The organism is Citrobacter freundii complex sp. 2025EL-00176 (assembly GCF_053309355.1).
In genome coordinates this window covers 1,289,149-1,311,015 of record NZ_JBRYHT010000001.1, presented here as the reverse complement: position 1 = coordinate 1,311,015, position 21,867 = coordinate 1,289,149, and the positions used below count along the sequence as shown (strand labels likewise).

The window sequence follows — 21,867 nt, the reverse complement described above, 5'->3', positions numbered from 1 at the left end:
AACATATGCTTAGCTTGCCTGCTTTTTCATCATACTGAAGATAAACAGCAGTGCGGCACACAGCACTACGGATGGCCCTGCTGGGGTATCATAAAAGGCTGAGAAGGTCAGCCCACCGGTAACCGCTATCATACCCACACCAACGGCGACGCCGGCCATCTGTTCCGGCGTACGGGCGAAACGACGGGCGGTTGCCGCAGGGATAATCAGCAGCGAGGTGATAATCAGCGCCCCGACAAACTTCATCGCCACACCGATAGTTAAAGCTGTAACCAGCATCAGCAGCAGCTTAACGCGTTGCAGCTTCACGCCGTCAACAAAGGCCAGGTCAGGACTGATGGTCATCGACAGCAGGTTGCGCCACTGCCAAAACAGAATCGCCAGAACGATAACCACGCCAATGGCGATGGAGATGAGATCTTCTGGCGTCACGGCGAGTAAATCACCAAACAGGTAGGCCATCAGATCCACGCGAATGTTTGACATCAGGCTGACGACAACCAGCCCCAATGACAGCGCGCTGTGCGCCATAATACCGAGCAAGGTATCGATCGCCAGGTGAGGGCGCTTCTCCAGCCATACCAGCCCAGCCGCCAGCATCAGGGTCACGGCAATGACGGCATAGAAAGGATTTACATCCAGCAGCAGACCAAAAGCGACGCCCAGCAGTGAGGCGTGGGCCAGCGTATCACCAAAATAGGACATACGACGCCAGACGACGAACGAGCCGAGTGGGCCAGCGGCACAGGCCAGCATGATCCCGGCTAACCAACCGGGTAATAACAATTCAATCATGAGTGACCATTTCCCCGGCGTAAGACGATACGACCCTGTAGATCGTGGCGGTGATTGTGATTATGACGGTATATTCCGAGTTGTTCGGCGCCGCGTTGCCCGAACATTGAGATGAATTCCGGGTGCATGGAAACCACTTCTGGCGCGCCAGAACAGCAAATATGATGGTTGAGGCACAGCACCTCATCGGTTTTAGCCATCACCAGATGCAGGTCATGAGAAACCATCAGAACGGCGCAATCCAGTTCGCGTCGTAACTGGTCGATAAGATCATACAGTGCGACCTGGCCATTGACATCCACCCCCTGGGTTGGCTCATCAAGGACCAGTAACTGAGGCTTATTCAATAAAGCACGGGCTAACAGGACGCGTTGCGTTTCCCCGCCAGAGAGTTTTTGCATCGGCGCATTCATCAGATGACCGGCCTGTACGCGCTTCAGTGCTGGAAGGATATCCTCTTTTTTGGTGCCGGGACGTAAGCGCAGAAAACGACTTACCGTCAGCGGAAGCGTGGTATCGAGGTACAGCTTTTGCGGGACATAGCCAATCCGCAATTGACCATTGCGCTTGATAACTCCCTCGTCAGCCGCTACCAGCCCTAAAACAACGCGCACCAGCGTAGACTTCCCGGCGCCATTTGGGCCGAGAAGCGTCAAAATTTTACCGGGTCGAAGTTCAAGCGATACGTCAGATAGGACGCGGCGTTGACCATAAGAGACCGAGACATTTTCCAGTGAAACCAAAGTCGTCATATCAATTTTAGTCTTGCAGAAGTTATAGAATGTTATAATATCACATTTCTTACATTCATTACGATGATTGGTCGCATTATGTTACATAAAAATACGCTTCTTTTCGCAGCATTATCCGCTGCTCTTTGGGGTAGTGCAACACAGGCGGCAAATGCTGCTGTCGTGGCTTCTCTTAAGCCGCTGGGATTTATTGCTTCAGCCATTGCTGATGGGGTAACCGATACCCAGGTTCTGCTGCCTGACGGGGCTTCCGAACACGATTACTCACTGCGTCCTTCAGACGTAAAACGCTTACAGGGCGCGGACTTAGTGGTGTGGATTGGACCTGAGATGGAAGCGTTTATGGAAAAGTCGGTCAAGAATATTCCTAACGCGAAACAGGTAACGATTGCGCAGCTTAATGATGTGAAACCGTTACTCATGAAAGGTGCTGACGACGACGATGACGATCATGGACACAATGATGCTGATGGTGAAAAAAGTGACGAGCATCACCATCATGGCGATTACAACATGCATCTTTGGCTCTCCCCAGAGATAGCGCGGGCCTCAGCGGTTGCAATCCATGAAAAATTAGTGGAACTTATGCCGCAAAGTCGAGCCAAACTTGACGCCAACCTGAAGGATTTTGAGGCACAATTAGCCGCAACCGATAAGCAGGTAGGTAACGAGCTCGCGCCGCTCAAGGGTAAAGGTTATTTCGTTTTTCATGACGCCTATGGCTACTACGAGAAACACTACGGACTAACACCGCTTGGTCACTTTACCGTGAACCCTGAGATTCAACCTGGTGCGCAGCGTTTACATGAAATAAGAACACAGTTGGTTGAGCAAAAAGCAACCTGCGTTTTTGCTGAGCCACAGTTCAGGCCAGCGGTCGTTGAAGCCGTCGCGAGAGGGACAACTGTTCGAATGGGAACGTTGGATCCGCTCGGAACGAATATCAAACTGGGTAAAACAAGCTATTCAGCGTTTTTGAACCAATTAGCCAACCAGTATGCGAGCTGCCTGAAAGGAGATTAATGAGGAAGTGAATACGTGCAACAGATAGCCCGCTCTGTCGCTCTGGCATTTAATAATCTGCCGCGACCCCATCGCGTTATGCTGGGGTCGCTTACCGTACTGACATTGGCCGTCGCTGTGTGGCGGCCCTATGTTTACCACCCCGATTCTGCACCCATCGTCAAAACTATCGAGCTGGAAAAAAGCGAGATTCGTTCACTGTTGCCTGAGGCCAGCGAACCTATCGACCAGGCCGCTCAGGAAGATGAAGCTATCCCACAGGATGAACTGGATGACAAAACGTCTGGTGAGGCCGGTGTGCATGAGTATGTCGTTTCTACGGGCGATACGCTGAGCAGTATCCTGAATCAGTACGGCATCGATATGGGTGACATCAGCCAGCTTGCGGCTTCCGATAAAGAGTTGCGTAACCTGAAAATTGGTCAGCAACTTTCCTGGACGCTAAGCGCGGAAGGCGACCTGCAACGCCTGACCTGGGAAGTCTCTCGTCGCGAAACCCGTACTTACGATCGCACCGCGACGGGTTTCAAAATGAGTAGCGAAATGCAGCAGGGCGATTGGGTCAATAGCCGTATCAAAGGCACGGTCGGCGGGAGCTTCGTCGCCAGTGCTAAAGATGCCGGGCTGACCAGCTCTGAAATCAGTGCGGTGATCAAGGCCATGCAGTGGCAGATGGATTTCCGCAAACTGAAAAAAGGCGATGAATTCTCAGTGCTGATGTCTCGCGAAATGCTCGACGGCAAACGTGAGCAAAGCCAACTGCTGGGCGTGCGGTTGCGTTCTGAAGGCAAAGATTATTACGCCATTCGCGCTGAAGACGGTAAGTTCTATGACCGTAATGGTACCGGGCTGGCGAAAGGCTTCATGCGTTTCCCAACGGCGAAACAGTTCCGTATATCTTCGAACTTTAACCCGCGTCGCCTCAACCCGGTGACGGGACGCGTAGCGCCGCATAAAGGTGTCGACTTTGCGATGCCGCAGGGGACGCCGGTGCTGTCGGTAGGTGATGGTGAAGTGGTTGTCGCGAAGCGCAGCGGCGCCGCTGGCTACTATGTCGCGGTACGTCATGGACGCACCTACACTACGCGTTATATGCACCTGCGTAAGCTATTGGTTAAGCCAGGACAAAAAGTGAAACGTGGCGACCGTATCGCGCTGTCAGGCAATACCGGACGTTCAACGGGGCCGCACCTGCATTACGAAGTGTGGATCAACCAACAGGCTGTTAACCCGCTGACGGCGAAACTGCCGCGTACAGAAGGGTTGACTGGCTCAGATCGTACTGATTACCTGGCACAGGTGAAAGAAGTTGTTCCTCAGTTGCGTTTCGATTAATTAGCACACTGACAGAGCCGGTACGCGATGCGTGCCGGCTTTTTTATTTTGTACGGCGCACGGTGCGCCGCTACACTATCAGCAGATTTACTTTTCGCGATACCAGACACTGGAAGAGCATGGAAACGAAAAAAAAGAATATTGAGTATATCCCTGAGTTTCATAAATCATTTCGCCATCCGCGCTACTGGGGCGCCTGGCTTGGCGTGGCGGCGATAGCCGGGATTGCGTTAACCCCAGCATCATTCCGCGATCCTGTTCTGGCGAAGCTCGGACGGCTCGCCGGAAGACTGGGAAAAAGCTCACGTCGCAGAGCATTGATCAATTTGTCCCTCTGCTTTCCTGAGCGTAGTGAAGCCGAGCGCGAAGCCATTGTCGATGAGATGTTCGCAACCGCGCCTCAGGCGATGGTCATGATGGCGGAACTGGCGATACGCGGCCCGGAGAAAATTCAGAGTCGGGTCGACTGGCAAGGCCTGGATATCATCGAAGAGATGCGTCGCAATGATGAAAAAGTAATTTTTCTCGTTCCTCATGGCTGGGGGGTGGACATCCCGGCGATGTTGATGGCTTCCCAGGGGCAGAAAATGGCGGCGATGTTCCACAACCAGGGAAACCCGGTTTTCGATTACGTCTGGAACACGGTGCGCCGTCGTTTCGGTGGTCGCCTGCATGCGCGTAACGACGGTATCAAACCGTTTATTCAATCTGTACGTCAGGGATATTGGGGATACTATCTGCCGGATCAGGACCATGGTCCTGAACACAGCGAGTTTGTGGACTTTTTTGCTACCTATAAAGCAACGTTACCGGCGATTGGTCGTCTGATGAAGGTGTGCCATGCGCGCGTGGTGCCACTGTTCCCGGTATATGATGGTAAAACCCACCGCCTGACGATCCAGGTCCGTCCTCCGATGGATGACATCCTGACGGCGGATGATCACACCATTGCCAGACGAATGAACGAAGAGGTGGAAATTTTTGTTGCACCACACCTTGAGCAATACACCTGGATTTTAAAGCTGCTTAAGACACGCAAACCAGGTGAAATTGAGCCATATAAACGCAAAGATCTCTACCCGAAGAAATAAAAAAAAGCCTCTCAAATGAGAGGCTTTTTTACATCAAACGCGGGCATTACTCGACAGTCAGAATACGCGTAGTGTTGGTGGAGCCAATGGTGCTCATGACATCGCCCTGGGTCACAATCACCAGATCGCCGGAGACCAGATAACCTTTATCGCGCAGCAGGTTCACCGCTTGATTGGCGGCAACCACGCCGTCAGTTTCGCTGTCAAAGTGAACCGGAGTGACGCCGCGATACAGAGAGGTTAGATTCAGCGTACGTTCATGACGAGACATCGCGAAAATCGGCAGGCCAGAACTGATACGAGAGGTCATCAGCGCGGTACGACCAGACTCTGTCATCGCGATGATAGCGGTTACCCCTTTCAGGTGGTTAGCGGCATACATCGCTGACATAGCAATCGCTTCTTCGACGTTGTCAAACTGCACGTCAAGACGGTGTTTGGAAACATTGATGCTCGGGATCTTCTCGGCACCCAGGCATACGCGAGCCATTGCCGCGACGGTTTCTGCCGGGTACTGGCCTGCTGCCGTTTCTGCAGAGAGCATTACGGCATCAGTACCGTCCAGAACGGCGTTAGCCACGTCCATCACTTCCGCACGGGTCGGCATTGGGTTGGTGATCATCGACTCCATCATCTGCGTGGCGGTAATGACCGCACGGTTCAGCTGACGTGCGCGACGAATCAACGCTTTTTGAATACCAACCAGCTCAGGGTCGCCGATTTCAACGCCCAGATCGCCACGCGCTACCATCACCACGTCAGAGGCCAGGATGATGTCATCCATCGCATTCTGGTCGCAGACAGCTTCCGCACGTTCTACCTTGGCGACAATTTTCGCGTCGCAGCCAGCGTCGCGCGCCAGACGGCGGGCATAGTTCAGATCTTCGCCGCAGCGAGGGAAGGAGACAGCCAGATAGTCAACGCTGATTTGCGCTGCAGTGACGATGTCAGCTTTATCTTTTTCGGTCAGGGCTTCAGCAGAAAGACCGCCGCCCAGTTTGTTGATGCCTTTATTGTTAGACAGCGGGCCACCGACGGTAACTTCGGTGAAGACTTTCATACCCTGGACTTCCAGCACTTTAAGCTGTACGCGACCGTCATCAAGTAGCAGGATATCGCCTGGCACGACGTCAGCAGGCAGACCTTTATAATCGATCCCGACTTTTTCTTTGTCGCCTTCGCCTTTGCCGAGGTTGGCGTCTAACAGGAACTTGTCGCCAACGTTAAGAAAAACTTTACCTTCTTTAAAGGTTGATACGCGGATTTTAGGTCCCTGCAGGTCACCCAAAATAGCTACATGACGTCCCAGTTTTGCGGCAATTTCACGGACCTTATCCGCCCGCATTTTGTGATCTTCTGGAGAGCCGTGCGAAAAGTTCATACGTACGACGTTTGCACCCGCAGCGATAATTTTTTCGAGGTTGTTATCGCGATCGGTTGCTGGGCCTAACGTGGTAACGATTTTGGTTCTGCGAAGCCTTCTGGACATGTAATACTCCGTTGACTGAAACAACTAGGTGTTGCGTGAACATTAATCCGGCCGTTCTCAAACAGTAACGGTAACTGAACGACCCGGATGATAAAAGGGTAGAACATTGTTATTGCTTTTAGCGGTCATCACTCTTGATGAGTAATTCTTTATCAAAACGCGATTCCTTGAGTGCTTCCTTGACACGCTTCAAGTTATCTCTAAATTTTGCCCCACGGCGCAAAGTAAATCCTGTAGCCAGCACATCTATCACGGTCAGTTGAGCAAGTCGAGAGACCATGGGCATATAAATGTCAGTATCTTCCGGTACGTCGAGGGTAATGGCCAGCGTAGCTTCACGCGCCAGCGGCGTGCCGGGAGAGGTCAGGGCGATAACCATCGCGTCGTTTTCCCTGGCCAACTGCGCCAGTTCAACCAGACTCTTGGTTCTCCCGGTATGCGAAATCAGCACAATAACGTCGTCGTCGCTACAATTCATGCAACTCATACGTTGCAGTACAATATCGTCGGAATAGATCACCGGTACGTTAAAACGAAAAAATTTATTCATCGCGTCGTGCGCTACTGCGGCGGAAGACCCCAGGCCAAAAAAGGCAATTTTCTTCGCCTGGGTTAACAAATCCACCGCTCTGTTGACCGCGGTGTTATCCAGAGACTGGCGAACGTGGTCGAGACTTGCCATCGCCGACTCGAAGATTTTTCCCGTGTATGATTCTACGCTGTCATCCTCATCCACATTACGACTAACATATGGGGTGCCATTTGCCAGACTTTGCGCCAGATGCAGTTTAAAATCAGGAAAGCCGCGCGTATCCATACTGCGACAGAATCGGTTCACCGTCGGCTCGCTGACATTGGCTTCCAGCGCAAGTGCGGCGATGCTTGAATGGATTGCCCGGTCGGGTGAGGCAAGAATAATGTCAGCGACTTTACGCTCTGATTTGCTCAACTGTTCCAGTTTTGACCGGATTTTTTCCAGCATATTCATGATGTAGGTCGACTCATGGCTCATGGGAAAAAACGATTTCAACGATACGGGGAAATCGGAAGATACATTTGTTAGATATTACCCCTGCTAAGGAAGGAACGGGGCAAAATGGACAGAATAGTTGTTGTTTTTTTTCATTACATGATCGGAGTCTGGTTTTCTTACTTCTTCATGGGTACGAAAAAAAGCGACTTTTTTATCCATTTTGCAGAGGTAAACGCCAATCAAACGCCTGTTCGCGGTAACAGCACAGCTGGATAAGCGTTTACGGTTTCCGGATTCACGTAAAAGCAGTACAGTGCACTGTAATAAAATTACAACCAGTTTCTGGCAAAAGCACCAGACACTTAATTGAGGAGAATGACATGGCGGTAACGCAAACAGCCCAGGCATGTGACCTGGTCATTTTCGGCGCGAAGGGCGACCTGGCGCGGCGGAAATTGCTGCCTTCCCTGTATCAACTGGAAAAAGCCGGCCAGATAAACCCGGAAACCCGTATCATCGGGGTTGGGCGTGCCGACTGGGATAAAGCAGCCTATACCAAGGTTGTGCGCGAAGCGCTCGAAACCTTCATGAAAGAAAAAATTGATGAAGGTTTGTGGGAGACCCTCAGTGGCCGTCTGGAGTTTTGTAATCTGGACGTCAATGATACCGCCGCATTTAGCCGTCTGGGTGAAATGCTGGATCAGAAATCACGGACCACTATTAACTATTTCGCGATGCCGCCAAGCACTTTTGGCGCAATCTGCAAAGGTTTGGGTGAAGCAAAGCTGAATGCTAAACCGGCCCGCGTCGTGATGGAAAAACCGTTGGGAACGTCACTGGCAACATCGCGTGAGATCAACGATCAGGTCGGCGAATATTTCGAAGAGTGCCAGGTTTATCGTATCGACCACTATCTCGGCAAAGAGACGGTGTTGAACCTGCTGGCACTGCGCTTTGCCAACTCCCTGTTTGTAAACAACTGGGATAACCGCACGATCGATCACGTTGAAATTACCGTAGCGGAAGAAGTGGGGATTGAAGGTCGCTGGGGCTATTTTGACCAGGCCGGTCAAATGCGCGACATGATCCAAAACCACCTGCTGCAGATCCTGTGCATGATCGCGATGTCCCCGCCGTCGGACCTGAGCGCCGACAGCATCCGTGATGAAAAAGTGAAGGTATTGAAATCACTACGCCGCATCGATCGCTCAAACGTGCGTGAGAAGACGGTTCGCGGTCAGTACACCGCGGGTTTTGCCCAGGGCAAAAAAGTACCGGGGTATCTGGAAGAAGAGGGCGCGAACAAGAGCAGCAATACGGAAACGTTTGTGGCGATCCGTGTGGATATCGATAACTGGCGTTGGGCGGGCGTTCCATTCTATCTGCGTACCGGCAAGCGTTTACCGACGAAGTGCTCTGAAGTCGTGGTCTACTTCAAAACGCCTGAGCTGAATCTGTTCAGAGAGTCCTGGCAGGATCTGCCGCAGAACAAGCTGACTATTCGTTTGCAGCCTGATGAAGGTGTTGATATCCAGGTGCTGAACAAAGTGCCGGGTCTGGATCACAAGCATAACCTGCAAATTACTAAGCTTGATCTGAGCTATTCCGAAACCTTCAACCAGACGCACCTGGCTGACGCCTATGAGCGTCTGCTGCTTGAAACGATGCGCGGTATTCAGGCGCTGTTTGTGCGTCGTGATGAAGTTGAAGAAGCCTGGAAGTGGGTCGACTCAATTACCGAAGCATGGGCAATGGACAACGATGCACCGAAGCCGTATCAGGCAGGGACCTGGGGACCGGTTGCTTCTGTGGCAATGATCACCCGTGATGGCCGTTCCTGGAACGAATTCGAGTAAAATATCATCTAGCCCATAGGTGTTATTTTACCGGTAACATGATCTAACACAGATTGCAGAATAATTTTTGCACTTTTAAGCCTCGCGTGGATTCACCCGCGGGGCTTTTTTTATTACACTGCCTGAAACGATTTTGCCCCTGAGCTACGGCAAACAAGCGATTCAGCACTTTTAACCCGACTGATAAGCATTGTTAATCCTACCGCTCTGACAGATAAATTTTAGGAGCCTCTATGAATCCGAATTTGTTACGCGTAACACAACGTATCATCGAACGTTCTCGCGACACACGTTCCGCCTACCTCGCCCGTATTGAACAAGCTAAATCGACCACCGTTCATCGGTCGCAACTGGCATGCGGTAATCTGGCGCATGGCTTTGCCGCGTGTCAACCGGACGACAAAGCATCGCTGAAAAGCATGCTGCGTAACAATATCGCGATCATTACCTCCTACAACGACATGCTTTCTGCGCATCAGCCATATGAACATTATCCGGCTATCATTCGCAAAGCGTTGCATGAAGCCAATGCGGTAGGTCAGGTTGCAGGTGGTGTGCCGGCCATGTGTGACGGTGTTACCCAGGGGCAGGATGGGATGGAGCTTTCGCTGCTGAGTCGTGAAGTGATTGCGATGTCAGCCGCTGTGGGCCTCTCTCATAATATGTTCGATGGCGCGTTGTTCCTCGGCGTGTGCGATAAAATTGTCCCAGGCCTGGTGATGGCGGCGCTGTCATTCGGTCACCTGCCGTCAATTTTTATCCCTTCCGGCCCGATGGCGAGCGGCCTGGCGAACAAAGAAAAAGTGCGTATTCGTCAACTCTATGCGGAAGGCAAAGTTGATCGTATGGCGCTGCTCGAGTCCGAGGCGGCGTCTTATCACGCACCGGGTACCTGTACGTTCTACGGCACGGCGAATACGAACCAGATGGTCGTGGAGTTCATGGGGATGCAATTGCCAGGCTCCTCATTCGTCCATCCGGATGCGCCGCTGCGTGAAGCGTTGACCGCGGCTGCAGCCCGTCAGGTTACGCGTCTTACCGGGAACGGTAATGAATGGATGCCGATCGGTAAAATGATCGATGAAAAAGTGGTGGTGAACGGAATTGTGGCGCTGCTGGCGACCGGGGGCTCAACTAACCATACGATGCATCTGGTGGCCATGGCGCGTGCGGCCGGGATTCTGATTAACTGGGATGACTTCTCCGATCTGTCCGATATCGTGCCGCTGATGGCGCGTTTGTACCCGAACGGTCCGGCGGATATTAACCACTTCCAGGCGGCGGGCGGCGTACCGGTGCTAATGCGTGAGCTGCTGAACGCGGGCCTGCTGCATGAAGATGTGAATACTGTTGCCGGATTCGGTTTATCGCGTTACACCATGGAGCCGTGGCTTAACAACGGTGAACTGGACTGGCGCGAAGGGGCGGTGAAATCCCTGGACAGCAACGTGATTGCCTCCTTTGACCAACCTTTCTCTCACCACGGCGGCACCAAAGTGCTGAGCGGTAACCTCGGGCGGGCAGTGATGAAAACGTCGGCGGTACCGGTCGAAAATCAGATCATTGAAGCGCCGGCTGTTGTCTTTGAAAGTCAGCATGATGTGTTACCGGCGTTTGATGCCGGTCTGCTGGATCGAGATTGCGTGGTTGTTGTGCGTCATCAGGGACCAAAAGCGAACGGAATGCCAGAATTACATAAACTCATGCCGCCACTTGGTGTATTATTGGACCGTTGTTTCAAAATTGCGTTAGTTACCGATGGACGACTTTCAGGTGCTTCAGGTAAAGTGCCTTCAGCAATCCATGTAACCCCAGAAGCCTATGATGGCGGTCTGCTGGCAAAAGTACGTGATGGCGACATCATTCGTGTGAATGGACAGACAGGTGAATTGACGCTGCTGGTTGATGAAGAAGAACTTGCTTCACGTCAGCCTCACATTCCAGACCTCAGCGCATCGCGCATAGGGACCGGACGTGAAATGTTCAGCGCGTTGCGTGAGAAGCTGTCCGGAGCGGAGCAGGGCGCAACCTGTATCACTTTTTAAGACTTATTTTGTAATCAGGCGAGAGAAAACTCTGATGAAAAACTGGAAGACAAGTGCAGAAGCAATCCTGACCACTGGCCCGGTTGTACCGGTTATTGTGGTTAATAAACTGGAACATGCGGTGCCGATGGCAAAAGCGCTGGTTGCAGGTGGCGTGCGCGTTCTGGAAGTGACCTTACGTACTGCATGTGCGATGGATGCTATTCGCGCGATCGCGAAAGAAGTTCCGGACGCCATCGTCGGCGCAGGTACTGTACTGAATCCGCAACAACTGGCTGAAGTTACTGAAGCCGGTGCGCAGTTTGCTATCAGCCCGGGTCTGACCGAGCCGCTGTTGAAAGCCGCAACGGAAGGGACTATTCCGCTGATCCCTGGTATCAGCACCGTTTCTGAACTGATGTTGGGTATGGACTACGGATTGAAAGAGTTCAAATTCTTCCCGGCAGAAGCGAACGGCGGTACTAAAGCGCTGCAGGCGATTGCGGGTCCGTTCTCTCAGGTGCGTTTCTGCCCAACCGGTGGTATCTCCCCGGCGAACTACCGTGACTACCTGGCGCTGAAAAGCGTGCTGTGCATCGGTGGTTCCTGGCTGGTTCCGGCAGATGCGCTGGAAGCTGGTGATTACGATCGCATTACTAAACTGGCGCGTGAAGCAGTAGAAGGCGCAAAGCAGTAAGCCGTTAATGTGTATACCGTAGGCCCGATAAGGCGCGTCAGCGCCGACATCGGGCTTTGCCGGATGCGGCATCAACGCCTTATCCGGCCTACGGGGCTGGTTTTTATCCGGTAACTTTCACCTGTGCGGCGGCGTCTTTCGCACGTTCAACCGCGTCTTCAATGGTCTGCGCTGTAGCCAGTACCACCCCTAAACGACGACTCCCGTCGATCTCCGGCTTACCAAAGAATCGTACTTGCAGGCCAGCGCCCACGGCAGACTGTACGTTATCAAACGTCACATTCTGGCTGGTAAGTTGCGGCAGAATAACGGCGGAAGCAGAAGGTCCGTACTGACGGATTGCGCCAACGGGCAGACCGAGAAATGCGCGTACGTGCAGGGCAAATTCGGACAGGTCCTGCGATATTAAGGTCACCATCCCGGTATCGTGCGGGCGAGGGGAGACTTCGCTAAAAATCACCTCATCACCGCAGACAAACAGCTCTACGCCAAACAGACCGTAGCCACCTAACGCCAGCACGACTTTACGGGCAATATCCTGCGCGCGCGCCAGTGCCAGGTCGCTCATCTGCTGAGGCTGCCAGGATTCACGATAATCGCCATCTTCCTGACGATGCCCCACCGGCGCACAAAAGTGCACGCCATCAACGGCGCTAACGGTAAGCAGGGTAATTTCAAAATCAAAATCTACTACGCCTTCGACGATAACGCGCCCGGCGCCAGCCCGGCCTCCCTGTTGAGCGTAGTTCCAGGCCTCGGTGAGCCGATCGGCTGAACGAATAAAGCTTTGCCCCTTGCCAGAGGAACTCATTACCGGCTTCACGATGCAAGGAAAACCAATTTCGGCGACGGCCTCGCGAAAGCGAGTTTCACTGTCTGCAAAGCGGAAAGAAGAGGTCGGTAAAGACAGTTCCTCTGCGGCGAGGCGACGGATCCCTTCGCGGTTCATGGTCAGTTGGGTCGCTCGTGCGCACGGTACAACGTGTTGCCCTTCCTGTTCCAGTTTTACCAGCATATCCGTGGCAATCGCCTCTATTTCCGGCACGATATAATGTGGTTTTTCACGCTCAACAACCTGGCGTAATGCTTCGCCATCCAGCATGTTGATGACGTATGAACGATGGGCAACGTGCATGGCTGGCGCGTCGGGGTAACGATCCACGGCAATGACTTCCACACCCAGGCGTTGGCATTCGATCGCCACCTCTTTACCCAGTTCACCTGAACCTAATAGCATCACTCGCGTTGCTGCGGGACGCAGCGCTGTGCCTAATAACGTCATAAATTAATCCCCTGTTTTATCTGGGCGCAGTATATACGAAAACGTTTGCGTCTGTCTTTATTGCCAGGTTGATTTCAGGGCTTAAAAAGAATATACTGTACATAAATACAGGTAATTTAAGAGGCTGCAAAAATGGCGGTTGAAGTTAAATACGTAGTCATTCGGGAAGGTGAGGAAAAAATGTCGTTTACCAGCAAAAAGGAAGCCGATGCGTATGACAAAATGCTTGATACAGCGGATTTGCTCGACACATGGCTGGAGCAATCACCGGTAGCGCTTGAAGACGAACAGCGTGAAGCGCTTTCCCTGTGGCTGGCTGAGCAAAAAGATGTACTGAGCGCCATCCTGAAAAACGGCAAGCTGCCGTCTCCGCAGGCGGTTGAAAATGACGCACACGCTGAGGATGATACCCAGGCAGCCTGAAACGACTTGCGCTCCTGACGTTTTGTACCATGCTTTTTCCTGAATCATTGTGCAATCCCTGACGTCCTTTCGCGTTGCTGCATGTAACTGGAAGGACGAAGGGGAGATAAAGGAGAAAAAAATGTATAAAAAAAGAGCGTTGTTAAGTCTGCTGTTGTTATCTGCCAGCGTATCTGTATTTGCGGCAAATATGGAAAGCAAAAATGTTCAGTTCCCCAAGTGCGAAGGGCTGGATGCTGATGGTATTGCGGCGAGCGTAAAACGTGACTATCAGCAAAATCGCATCGCGCGCTGGGCTGACGATCAAAAGCATGTTGGGCAAGCCGATCCTGTCGCCTGGGTTAATACCCCCGATATTACGGGCAAAGATGGCAAGTGGTCGGTCCCGCTGACGGTCCGTGGGAAAAGCGCGGATATTCACTATCAGGTAAAAGTCGACTGCAAAGCCGGAACGGCGGAGTATCAACCGCAGTAATGAGCGTATTTGCACATCTTTTGATGACCTGAACACTTCCTGACATCCCCTCGGGTACGCTTTGACAATTATTCGTCTGTACTTGAGGGGCAAAATGGCTAACTGGCTGAACCAACTACAATCTCTTCTTGGGCAAAAAGGATCCTCCGCATCATCTTCTGGCGAGCAAGGGCTGAGTAAACTTCTGGTCCCTGGCGCGTTAGGCGGTCTGGCGGGATTACTGGTTGCCAACAAATCCTCACGTAAGTTACTGAGTAAATACGGTACCAGCGCACTGTTGATGGGCGGTGGTGCAGTTGCCGGAACCGTGTTATGGAACAAATACAAAGATAAAGTTCGCGCTGCGCATCAGGGTGAGCCGCAGTTTGGCGCACAAAGCACGCCGCTGGATGAGCGAACTGAACGCCTGATCCTGGCGCTGGTTTTTGCGGCGAAAAGTGATGGGCATATTGATGCCAAAGAGCGTACCGCCATTGAGCAGCAGCTTCGTGAAGCGGGTGTTGAAGAGCAAGGCCGCGTTCTGATTGAGCGGGCTATTGAACAACCGCTGGATCCTCAGCGACTGGCGCAAGGGATCCGCAACGAAGAAGAGGCGCTGGAAATATACTTCCTGAGCTGCGCGGCAATTGATATCGACCATTTTATGGAGCGCAGCTATCTGAATGCGCTGGGTGACGCGTTGAAGATCCCACAGGATGTTCGTGACGGCATTGAACAGGATCTGAAGGCACAAAAACAGGCGTTACCGGGTTAATTACTTATCGCTAAGAAGCATGTTTCGCTTGCATCATCGCTGTCTTTTGCCACCCTTATAGGATGTTTAAGCAAAAGAACAATGACATGCTACCAAAAGCTTCTCGTATTCCCCACGCCATGACGCAGCATGGCGATACACGTGTTGATAATTATTACTGGCTGCGAGACGACACCCGCTCGCAGCCGGACGTACTTGATTACCTGCAACAGGAAAATGCGTATGGCCATCAGGTTATGGCTTCGCAGCAGGCTTTGCAGGATCGTGTCCTGAAAGAAATTATCGACCGTATTCCCCCACAGGATGCGTCCGCTCCCTATGTGAAAAATGGTTATCGTTACCGGCATATTTATGAACCGGGATGCGAATATGCCATTTATCAGCGCCAGTCGGTTCTCAGCGAAGAGTGGGATGAATGGAATACTTTGCTGGACGGCAACCAGCGCGCAGCCCACAGTGAATTTTATACGCTGGGAGGGCTGGCGATATCCCCCGATAACAGTATTATGGCGCTGGCCGAAGATTACCTCTCTCGTCGGCAATATGGCGTGCGCTTTCGCAATCTGGAAAGCGGCAACTGGTATCCGGAAGTACTGGATAACGTTGAAGCGGATCTGGTCTGGGCGAATGATTCACAAACCTTTTATTATGTTCGCAAACACGCCACGACGTTACTGCCGTACCAGGTCTGGCGACATACCGTCGGCTCTCCCTCGTCACTGGATGAATTGGTGTATGAAGAAGCTGATGACATGTTTTATGTCAGTCTGCATAAAACCACCTCATTACATTATGTTGTGATCCATATTGCCAGCGCGACGACCAGTGAGGTTTTGCTGCTGGATGCAGAACTGGCCGACGCCGAACCGTTGCTTTTTTTAGCGCGGCGTAAAGACCACGAGTACAGCCTCGATCACTATCAGCACAAGTTTTATCTGCGCTCTAATCGTGAAGGTAAAAACTTTGGTTTGTACCGCACGCGCGTACGCAATGAACAGGCGTGGGAGGTGCTGATCCCGCCGCGCGAAAACGTCATGCTGGAGGGGTTTACCCTGTTTACCGATTGGCTGGTGGTGGAAGAACGCCAGCAGGGTTTAACCAGTCTGCGACAGATCAATCGCAAAACGCGCGAAGTCATTGGTATCGCCTTTGACGATCCGGCGTATGTGACCTGGCTTGCCTATAACCCGGAACCGGAGACATCGCGCCTGCGCTATGGTTATTCCTCCATGACCACGCCAGACACGTTGTTTGAACTGGATATGGACACCGGGGAACGTCGCGTGCTTAAGCAGACGGAGGTCCCCGGATTTGATGCGGCGAATTACCGCAGCGAACATGTCTGGATCACCGCGCGCGATGGTACCGAGGTTCCGGTCTCACTGGTTTATCATCAAAAGTATTTCCTGAAAGGGAAAAATCCACTACTGGTTTACGGCTATGGCTCGTATGGCGCCAGCATGGATGCCGATTTCAGTAGCAGCCGTTTAAGCTTATTGGATCGCGGCTTTGTTTATGCCATTGCCCATGTGCGTGGCGGCGGCGAGTTGGGTCAACAATGGTACGAAGACGGTAAGTTTCTGCACAAGAAAAATACCTTCAATGATTACCTCGACGTTTGCGATGCGTTGCTAAAAATGGGTTATGGTGCGCCATCGTTATGCTACGGCATGGGGGGCAGTGCCGGAGGAATGTTAATGGGCGTCGCCATTAATGAACGCCCGGACTTGTTTCACGGCGTGATCGCCCAGGTGCCGTTTGTCGATGTGGTGACCACGATGCTGGATGAGTCAATTCCCCTGACGACCGGGGAGTTTGAAGAGTGGGGTAATCCGCAGGACGAAGAGTATTACACCTACATGAAAAGCTACAGCCCGTATGACAATGTGACAGCACAGGCTTATCCGCATCTGCTGGTTACGACGGGATTACACGACTCCCAGGTGCAATACTGGGAACCGGCAAAGTGGGTGGCGAAATTGCGTGAGCTAAAAACGGACGATCGGTTGCTGTTACTGTGCACGGATATGGATTCCGGGCATGGCGGTAAATCCGGGCGTTTTAAATCTTACGAAGGCGTGGCCCTTGAATACGCGTTTTTGATTGGGCTGGCACAGGGAACGCTGCCTGGGCAGTCTTCAGATCAGGCGTTATCCAGATAGTGCTTCAGCGTTAATCGCAGTTCCGGGCTCATACTGTCGAGGTTATTAAATAACCAACGCAGATAGCCCGGATCGCGTTCAGCCACCTCTGATACCGGTTTTCCACGGTACTTACCAAATGTGAAGGTCGTGAGTAACGCAGGGCGACCGGTAATGTCGACCATCTGCTCTGCGGTCCAGCCTGAAGTCTGCATGATGTCGATCAGCAAAGCCGCTGTGATGTAGCAGTCGTACAGAGCACGGTGATGATGCAGGCCTGCAGGCGTCTGAACGCTCAGCTTACGCGATTTATACAGCGCCATATTGCTGTATTTGATTCCCGGCCACAAACGACGGGAGAGCTTCATGGTGCAGATCCACTCTCCGGGCATCTCTGGCAAGACGCGGCGGTCGAAGCTTGCGTTGTGCGCCACGTACCACTCACTACCGTAATAGTGTGGAATGATATCTTCAATCCATGGCTTATCGGCTACCATCGCTTCAGTAATGCGATGAATAGCCATCGCCTGGGGGCTAATGGGGCGGTCAGGGCGCACCAGGTGGCTCATTGGATTAACTATCTTTCCATCAACCACATCGACAGAAGCAATCTCAACAATGCCTCCCTGCAGACCACAGGTTTCTGTATCTATTATGCGCAACATGCCATGCTCCCGACCAAAACGACTAGCGTAATGGAATGATATCACCTTGCCAACCCCGTGGCGTGCGTTGACCGGTTAAGAGCAAAGAACCGCTGTCGGCGCGAACAATCAATCGACCTCGCTCGTCCCATAACGCACTACTCCCGCGTGCATTGGCCATTAATACCGCGATGGCAAATTTATGCGAGAAACTTTGTAGCTGAGATGTGGAGGAGAGGAGTTCTGGCTCGCTGATGGACTGGCTACTGGTGAATAACGAAAAAGCAGGATCGATATCAATACCTTCCGGCTGACTATCCACAACGCTGATGGCGTTGCGCTGTCTGGCAATACAGGCCCCGTGGCTTTGATGAAACGTTAATGGTGATGTCATCCAGGGAGAGAAAAGCGCAATGCCTTTCACAAAGCGATTGTTATGCTCTACCGGCAATCCCGCAATAATTGTCATGCGGTAAGTCGCTGCGGCATGCGCCAGAGGTTCCAGTAATGTTTCATCGGGTGGCGCAGGAAGCGCGTTATTCTCATCAACGCAGCCCAATAAGGAGAGGGCGGGGAAGACCAGCAATTCACATTGGCATTGTGCGGCTGCCTGAATGAATTGCAGGTGATGTGCAACGTGTTCGGTCACTGATGTGTGAAGGGGTTCGTACTGTGCTGCTGCGATTTTCCAGTGTGACATAATGATTTCCTTTTCATAGTGTCTACAACCATCCTTAAAGTATAGATTAAGAATATACTTATACTGTAGCAGGCATCATGTAAGGAATCGTAACGTAATATAAGTTTTATTTAACTTTCGGCTCGTACGGTAAACGTGAAAGGGAGACGGATGCCAGGCGATGCGCGATGAGCCTTTCACGAAACCAGTCGCGTAAATGCTCGGGCTGTTCACGCTCAACCACTTCGGCAACGATCGGCATGTTGTAGCGTTCTTTAAATGCGACACCCGCCGCGGCCAGGTCGACATTGACCTTATCCATTTCAGCTTGCTCAAGTTTGGCCAGATTGATGTTCATGGGCTGCTCCTTTTCTCTGTCTTTCGGCGCGCAAAGTTACTAAGAGTGCGCATTAATGGCAAGACAGAATTGATGATTCTCGACTCGATCATTGTAGAAGGTTATTCTCTACAGATTAGACATAACAAAAAGGAATAGTTGAAATGGCTTCATCTGCATCTTCGCTGCGTAATGTTATCATCGTACTCGCCAGCCTCCTCGCAACACCCGCTGCATTGGCGCATGCTCACCTGACAAAACAAAGTCCGGCGGCGAATGCGGAAGTCACCGCTTCCCCCCAGGCGCTGACGCTGAATTTTTCTGAAGGCGTCGAACCCGCTTTCAGTGGTGCAACGTTGACAGGTCCACAAAAAGAATCAATCAAGACGGGCAAGGCGACCCGCAGCGAACAAGACAAAACGCAACTGATTATTCCGCTCGCTCAAACCCTGGAGGCCGGAAAATATACGGTGGACTGGCACGTTGTTTCCGTGGATGGCCATAAGACAAAGGGACAATATACCTTTAGCGTGAAATAACCGATGCTGGCATTTACCTGGGTTGCCCTGCGATTTATTCATTTTACCGCTTTGATGCTGGTGTTTGGCTGTGCGCTTTACGGCGCATGGCTGGCCCCCGTTTCGGTTCGCCGTTTAATGATGCGTCGTTTTTTACGTCTGCAACGCCATGCCGCGACGTGGAGTTTTATCAGCGCGACGCTAATGCTGGCGATCCAGGGGGGCTTAATGGGCTCAGGCTGGCGGGATGTCGTCTCGACAGACGTTTGGGGCGCCGTTCTGCAGACCCAGTTTGGCGGCGTCTGGTTATGGCAGATTATCCTCGCGATGGTCACGCTGGTAGTGACCCTCGTTGTGCCGCGCAGCATGTCGCGACTGCTGTTAATGCTGACGATTGCTCAGTTTATTTTGCTGGCTGGCGTTGGACATGCAACGCTGCATACTGGCGTCGCTGGGGCTATCCAACAGGTTAACCATGCCTTACATCTGATATGTGCCGCCGCCTGGTTTGGCGGCTTGCTGCCCGTACTTTACTGTATGAGGATGGCGCAAGGCCGCTGGCGGGAACAAGCGATCGGTACCATGATGCGTTTCTCCCGCTATGGGCATCTCTTCGTTGCCGGGGTTTTACTTACCGGGATTGTGAATGCCCTGTTTATTGTCGGTGTTTCCGGCTCCTGGCACATGGCTTATGGACAACTCCTTTTGTTAAAAGGTGCCCTTGTCATGCTAATGGTGGCGATTGCCCTGGTGAATCGGTATGTTCTGGTACCACGCATGCAGCAGGATAATGGCTGTATGACGCTCTATTTCATTTGGATGACAAAACTGGAATGGGGAATAGGGGCCGTTGTGCTGGCGATTGTCAGCCTGTTTGCAACCCTCGAACCTTTTTGATTGATGGACTGGCAAAACGCATGAAAAAAATCATTCTCTCTTTACTACTATTAGCAAGTTCAGGGGCCGCGCTGGCAGCGCCACAGGTCATCACCGTCAGCCGTTTTGAGGTTGGCAAAGATAAGTGGGCGTTTAATCGGGAAGAGGTGATGCTGACCTGCCGTGCAGGTAACGCGCTGTATGTCATCAATCCCAGCACGCTGGTGCAATATCCGTTGAATGATGTTGCCAGAAAACAGGTTGAGAGCGGTAAAACCACGGCGCAGCCGATTGAGATTATCCAGATTGATGACCCGACGAAACCTGGCGAAAAAATGAGCCTGGCACCGTTTGTAGAGCGTGCAGAAAAGCTCTGTTAATTGTCAGATGTAGCGTTCTGATTTCCAATAAAAAAACCGCAGGGTCTCACCAGAGAACTTGCGGTTTTTGCATTTGGTCGTGTGGCAAACTGCCTTTTTTTCCGGCCACTTTAGCCGCGGACTGGAAAACCTGGCGCTGTCATCTATTCTTAAATGGCAGGGTAACTTAGCCTGCATTAATGCCAACTTTTAGCGCACGGCTCTCTCCCAAGAGCCATTTCCCTGGACCGAATACAGGAATCGTATTCGGTCTCTTTTTATGTGGTGAATGCCATGCCATCCAGGGCAAAACACTGCGTATCACATGCTGCATTCTGCGTAAACCATACCATACTCCGCCCCTTGATCGTCCAGGATTTTTTGCAGCCATTGCTAAAATTATAACCAGGTCCCAATGTGCTCAGGAGGTTGCATGGCACAGCCTGACAATATCTACCAACGAATCGAAGGTTCACACTGGCGTCACGTCTGGGTCGTTGGGGATCTCCACGGTTGCTTCTCTTTATTAATGGCGAGATTGCGCCAGTGCCACTTTGATCCCCGGCAAGATCTGCTGGTTTCAGTGGGCGATGTTATTGACCGTGGGCCTGACAGTCTGCGTTGTCTGCGCCTGATGCGTAAAAGCTGGATTGTGGCAGTCAGGGGCAATCATGAGCAGATGGCGTTGGATGCCCTGGCGACGGGGGAGCAACTGTCATGGTTTATGAACGGCGGTGCGTGGTTTGCTCACGCGGATCAGCCAGCGGCGAGATTAGCACTGGAAGTGTGCCGAAAATTACCCTGGGTTCTGGAACTACGCTGTCGGAGTGGCATACACGTTGTTGCCCATGCAGATTACCCGGATGATGATTACCAGTGGCAAAAAGAGATCGATTTACAGCGGGTGCTGTGGGATCGTGCGCGGTTGATGAACAAAGGGAACGGTATACGCGGCGCGGATCACTTTTGGTTTGGTCATACGCCGCTGCGGCATCGGTTGGATCGCGACAATCTGCACTATATTGATACCGGTGCGGTATTTGGCGGCGAATTAACGCTGGTGCAATTGCAATAATCAGAAATCGCTGTATTCCTGGGCCGGACGCCAGAAGCTGTCGATGTAATCGTCCGCAGGCAAACATCCGCCGTTACGAATGCGCTGATCGTCCATCGATACAAGGCATTGCTGCTCAGTTTTGTAGACATCAACCACAATATCTTCACAACCGCCGTCAAGGTAGCATACAAAAAGTACCAGCGTGAACATTCCATCCTCAATGGGTAAAGCCATACCTGTAGTGTAGAAGATGTTGATAGATGAGGGAAATTAACCAGGAAATAACC

The 21,867-nt window shown here is 52.0% G+C and carries 23 protein-coding genes; 14 read left to right on the top strand and 9 right to left on the bottom strand.

Annotation, left to right across the window (positions count from 1 at the left end):
• Positions 1-9 precede the first annotated feature (9 nt).
• On the bottom strand, positions 10-795 hold the full coding sequence (znuB, locus tag ACVXHP_RS06425; RefSeq protein WP_200006102.1) for a zinc ABC transporter permease subunit ZnuB: 786 nt from the start codon (positions 793-795) through the stop codon (positions 10-12).
• On the bottom strand, positions 792-1,547 hold the full coding sequence (gene znuC, locus ACVXHP_RS06420) for a zinc ABC transporter ATP-binding protein ZnuC (protein WP_006684140.1): 756 nt from the start codon (positions 1,545-1,547) through the stop codon (positions 792-794). Before znuC ends, znuB begins: the two co-directional genes overlap by 4 nt.
• A 78-nt stretch (positions 1,548-1,625) precedes the next feature.
• Between znuC and znuA the strand changes: the two genes are divergently transcribed.
• From znuA to lpxM, 3 genes are all read left to right on the top strand, one after another.
• Entirely contained in the window at positions 1,626-2,570 is a 945-nt protein-coding gene (gene znuA, locus ACVXHP_RS06415) for a zinc ABC transporter substrate-binding protein ZnuA (RefSeq protein ID WP_304699969.1), read from the top strand.
• Positions 2,571-2,585: 15 nt separating this feature from the next.
• Positions 2,586-3,905 (top strand): murein DD-endopeptidase MepM, encoded by a 1,320-nt coding sequence (gene mepM, locus ACVXHP_RS06410; RefSeq protein WP_050764953.1) that lies wholly within the window; start codon positions 2,586-2,588, stop codon positions 3,903-3,905.
• Between the two features lie 119 nt (positions 3,906-4,024).
• Positions 4,025-4,996, top strand: coding sequence for a lauroyl-Kdo(2)-lipid IV(A) myristoyltransferase (gene lpxM, locus ACVXHP_RS06405; RefSeq protein WP_038641423.1), 972 nt, complete (start codon positions 4,025-4,027; stop codon positions 4,994-4,996).
• A 46-nt stretch (positions 4,997-5,042) separates the two neighbouring features.
• Here the strand turns inward: lpxM and pyk are convergent, their stop codons facing one another.
• Positions 5,043-6,485: a pyruvate kinase gene (pyk, locus tag ACVXHP_RS06400; RefSeq protein WP_042307816.1), complete on the bottom strand. Its 1,443-nt coding sequence runs from the start codon at positions 6,483-6,485 to the stop codon at positions 5,043-5,045.
• A gap of 118 nt (positions 6,486-6,603) precedes the next feature.
• On the bottom strand, positions 6,604-7,473 hold the full coding sequence (locus ACVXHP_RS06395) for a MurR/RpiR family transcriptional regulator (protein ID WP_447571150.1): 870 nt from the start codon (positions 7,471-7,473) through the stop codon (positions 6,604-6,606).
• A gap of 365 nt (positions 7,474-7,838) precedes the next feature.
• Here ACVXHP_RS06395 and zwf point away from each other — a divergent pair, with 365 nt between their 5' ends.
• The 3 genes from zwf to kdgA all read left to right on the top strand — a co-directional run bounded on the left by zwf (position 7,839) and on the right by kdgA (position 12,035).
• Positions 7,839-9,314 carry a glucose-6-phosphate dehydrogenase gene (gene zwf, locus ACVXHP_RS06390; protein ID WP_003034896.1) on the top strand — a complete coding sequence of 492 codons (1,476 nt, stop codon included), beginning with the start codon at positions 7,839-7,841 and terminating at the stop codon, positions 9,312-9,314.
• Between the two features lie 233 nt (positions 9,315-9,547).
• Positions 9,548-11,359, top strand: a complete 1,812-nt coding sequence (gene edd / locus ACVXHP_RS06385; protein WP_447571079.1) for a phosphogluconate dehydratase — start codon at positions 9,548-9,550, stop codon at positions 11,357-11,359.
• 34 nt (positions 11,360-11,393) lie between these two features.
• A complete protein-coding gene (kdgA, locus tag ACVXHP_RS06380; protein ID WP_003034901.1) occupies positions 11,394-12,035 on the top strand; it encodes a bifunctional 4-hydroxy-2-oxoglutarate aldolase/2-dehydro-3-deoxy-phosphogluconate aldolase in 642 nt (213 codons plus the stop codon).
• A gap of 103 nt (positions 12,036-12,138) precedes the next feature.
• On the opposite strand, the gene purT is transcribed toward kdgA, so the two are convergent.
• Positions 12,139-13,317, bottom strand: a complete 1,179-nt coding sequence (gene purT / locus ACVXHP_RS06375) for a formate-dependent phosphoribosylglycinamide formyltransferase (RefSeq protein ID WP_447571078.1) — start codon at positions 13,315-13,317, stop codon at positions 12,139-12,141.
• Between the two features lie 132 nt (positions 13,318-13,449).
• On the opposite strand from purT, the gene yebG reads away from it, so the two are divergent.
• From yebG to ptrB, 4 genes are all read left to right on the top strand, one after another.
• Positions 13,450-13,740 carry a DNA damage-inducible protein YebG gene (gene yebG, locus ACVXHP_RS06370; RefSeq protein ID WP_003833810.1) on the top strand — a complete coding sequence of 97 codons (291 nt, stop codon included), beginning with the start codon at positions 13,450-13,452 and terminating at the stop codon, positions 13,738-13,740.
• A 121-nt stretch (positions 13,741-13,861) separates the two neighbouring features.
• Positions 13,862-14,215, top strand: coding sequence for a protein YebF (gene yebF, locus ACVXHP_RS06365; RefSeq protein ID WP_304699955.1), 354 nt, complete (start codon positions 13,862-13,864; stop codon positions 14,213-14,215).
• A 94-nt stretch (positions 14,216-14,309) separates the two neighbouring features.
• Positions 14,310-14,969: a tellurite resistance TerB family protein gene (locus tag ACVXHP_RS06360; protein ID WP_200006107.1), complete on the top strand. Its 660-nt coding sequence runs from the start codon at positions 14,310-14,312 to the stop codon at positions 14,967-14,969.
• A gap of 86 nt (positions 14,970-15,055) precedes the next feature.
• Positions 15,056-17,131: an oligopeptidase B gene (gene ptrB / locus ACVXHP_RS06355; RefSeq protein WP_447571077.1), complete on the top strand. Its 2,076-nt coding sequence runs from the start codon at positions 15,056-15,058 to the stop codon at positions 17,129-17,131.
• On the opposite strand, the gene exoX is transcribed toward ptrB, so the two are convergent.
• From exoX to ACVXHP_RS06340, 3 genes are all read right to left on the bottom strand, one after another.
• Positions 17,113-17,775 carry an exodeoxyribonuclease X gene (gene exoX / locus ACVXHP_RS06350; RefSeq protein ID WP_042307829.1) on the bottom strand — a complete coding sequence of 221 codons (663 nt, stop codon included), beginning with the start codon at positions 17,773-17,775 and terminating at the stop codon, positions 17,113-17,115. The two genes, ptrB and exoX, sit on opposite strands and share 19 nt — an antisense overlap.
• Positions 17,776-17,797: 22 nt before the next feature.
• Positions 17,798-18,454, bottom strand: coding sequence for a carbon-nitrogen hydrolase family protein (locus tag ACVXHP_RS06345; RefSeq protein ID WP_447571076.1), 657 nt, complete (start codon positions 18,452-18,454; stop codon positions 17,798-17,800).
• Positions 18,455-18,560: 106 nt separating this feature from the next.
• A complete protein-coding gene (locus ACVXHP_RS06340; RefSeq protein WP_038641397.1) occupies positions 18,561-18,791 on the bottom strand; it encodes a DNA polymerase III subunit theta in 231 nt (76 codons plus the stop codon).
• Between the two features lie 143 nt (positions 18,792-18,934).
• Here ACVXHP_RS06340 and yobA point away from each other — a divergent pair, with 143 nt between their 5' ends.
• The 4 genes from yobA to pphA all read left to right on the top strand — a co-directional run bounded on the left by yobA (position 18,935) and on the right by pphA (position 21,598).
• On the top strand, positions 18,935-19,309 hold the full coding sequence (gene yobA / locus ACVXHP_RS06335; RefSeq protein ID WP_200006110.1) for a CopC domain-containing protein YobA: 375 nt from the start codon (positions 18,935-18,937) through the stop codon (positions 19,307-19,309).
• A 3-nt stretch (positions 19,310-19,312) separates the two neighbouring features.
• On the top strand, positions 19,313-20,185 hold the full coding sequence (gene copD / locus ACVXHP_RS06330; protein WP_447571075.1) for a copper homeostasis membrane protein CopD: 873 nt from the start codon (positions 19,313-19,315) through the stop codon (positions 20,183-20,185).
• A 20-nt stretch (positions 20,186-20,205) separates the two neighbouring features.
• Complete coding sequence (locus tag ACVXHP_RS06325) at positions 20,206-20,544, top strand: YebY family protein (RefSeq protein WP_447571074.1); 339 nt, start codon at positions 20,206-20,208, stop codon at positions 20,542-20,544.
• Between the two features lie 412 nt (positions 20,545-20,956).
• Positions 20,957-21,598, top strand: a complete 642-nt coding sequence (gene pphA / locus ACVXHP_RS06320) for a protein-serine/threonine phosphatase (RefSeq protein WP_447571073.1) — start codon at positions 20,957-20,959, stop codon at positions 21,596-21,598.
• Here pphA and ACVXHP_RS06315 read toward each other — a convergent pair whose 3' ends face one another.
• Positions 21,599-21,790, bottom strand: a complete 192-nt coding sequence (locus ACVXHP_RS06315; protein WP_032939629.1) for a YdfD/YebW family protein — start codon at positions 21,788-21,790, stop codon at positions 21,599-21,601.
• Positions 21,791-21,867 lie beyond the last annotated feature (77 nt).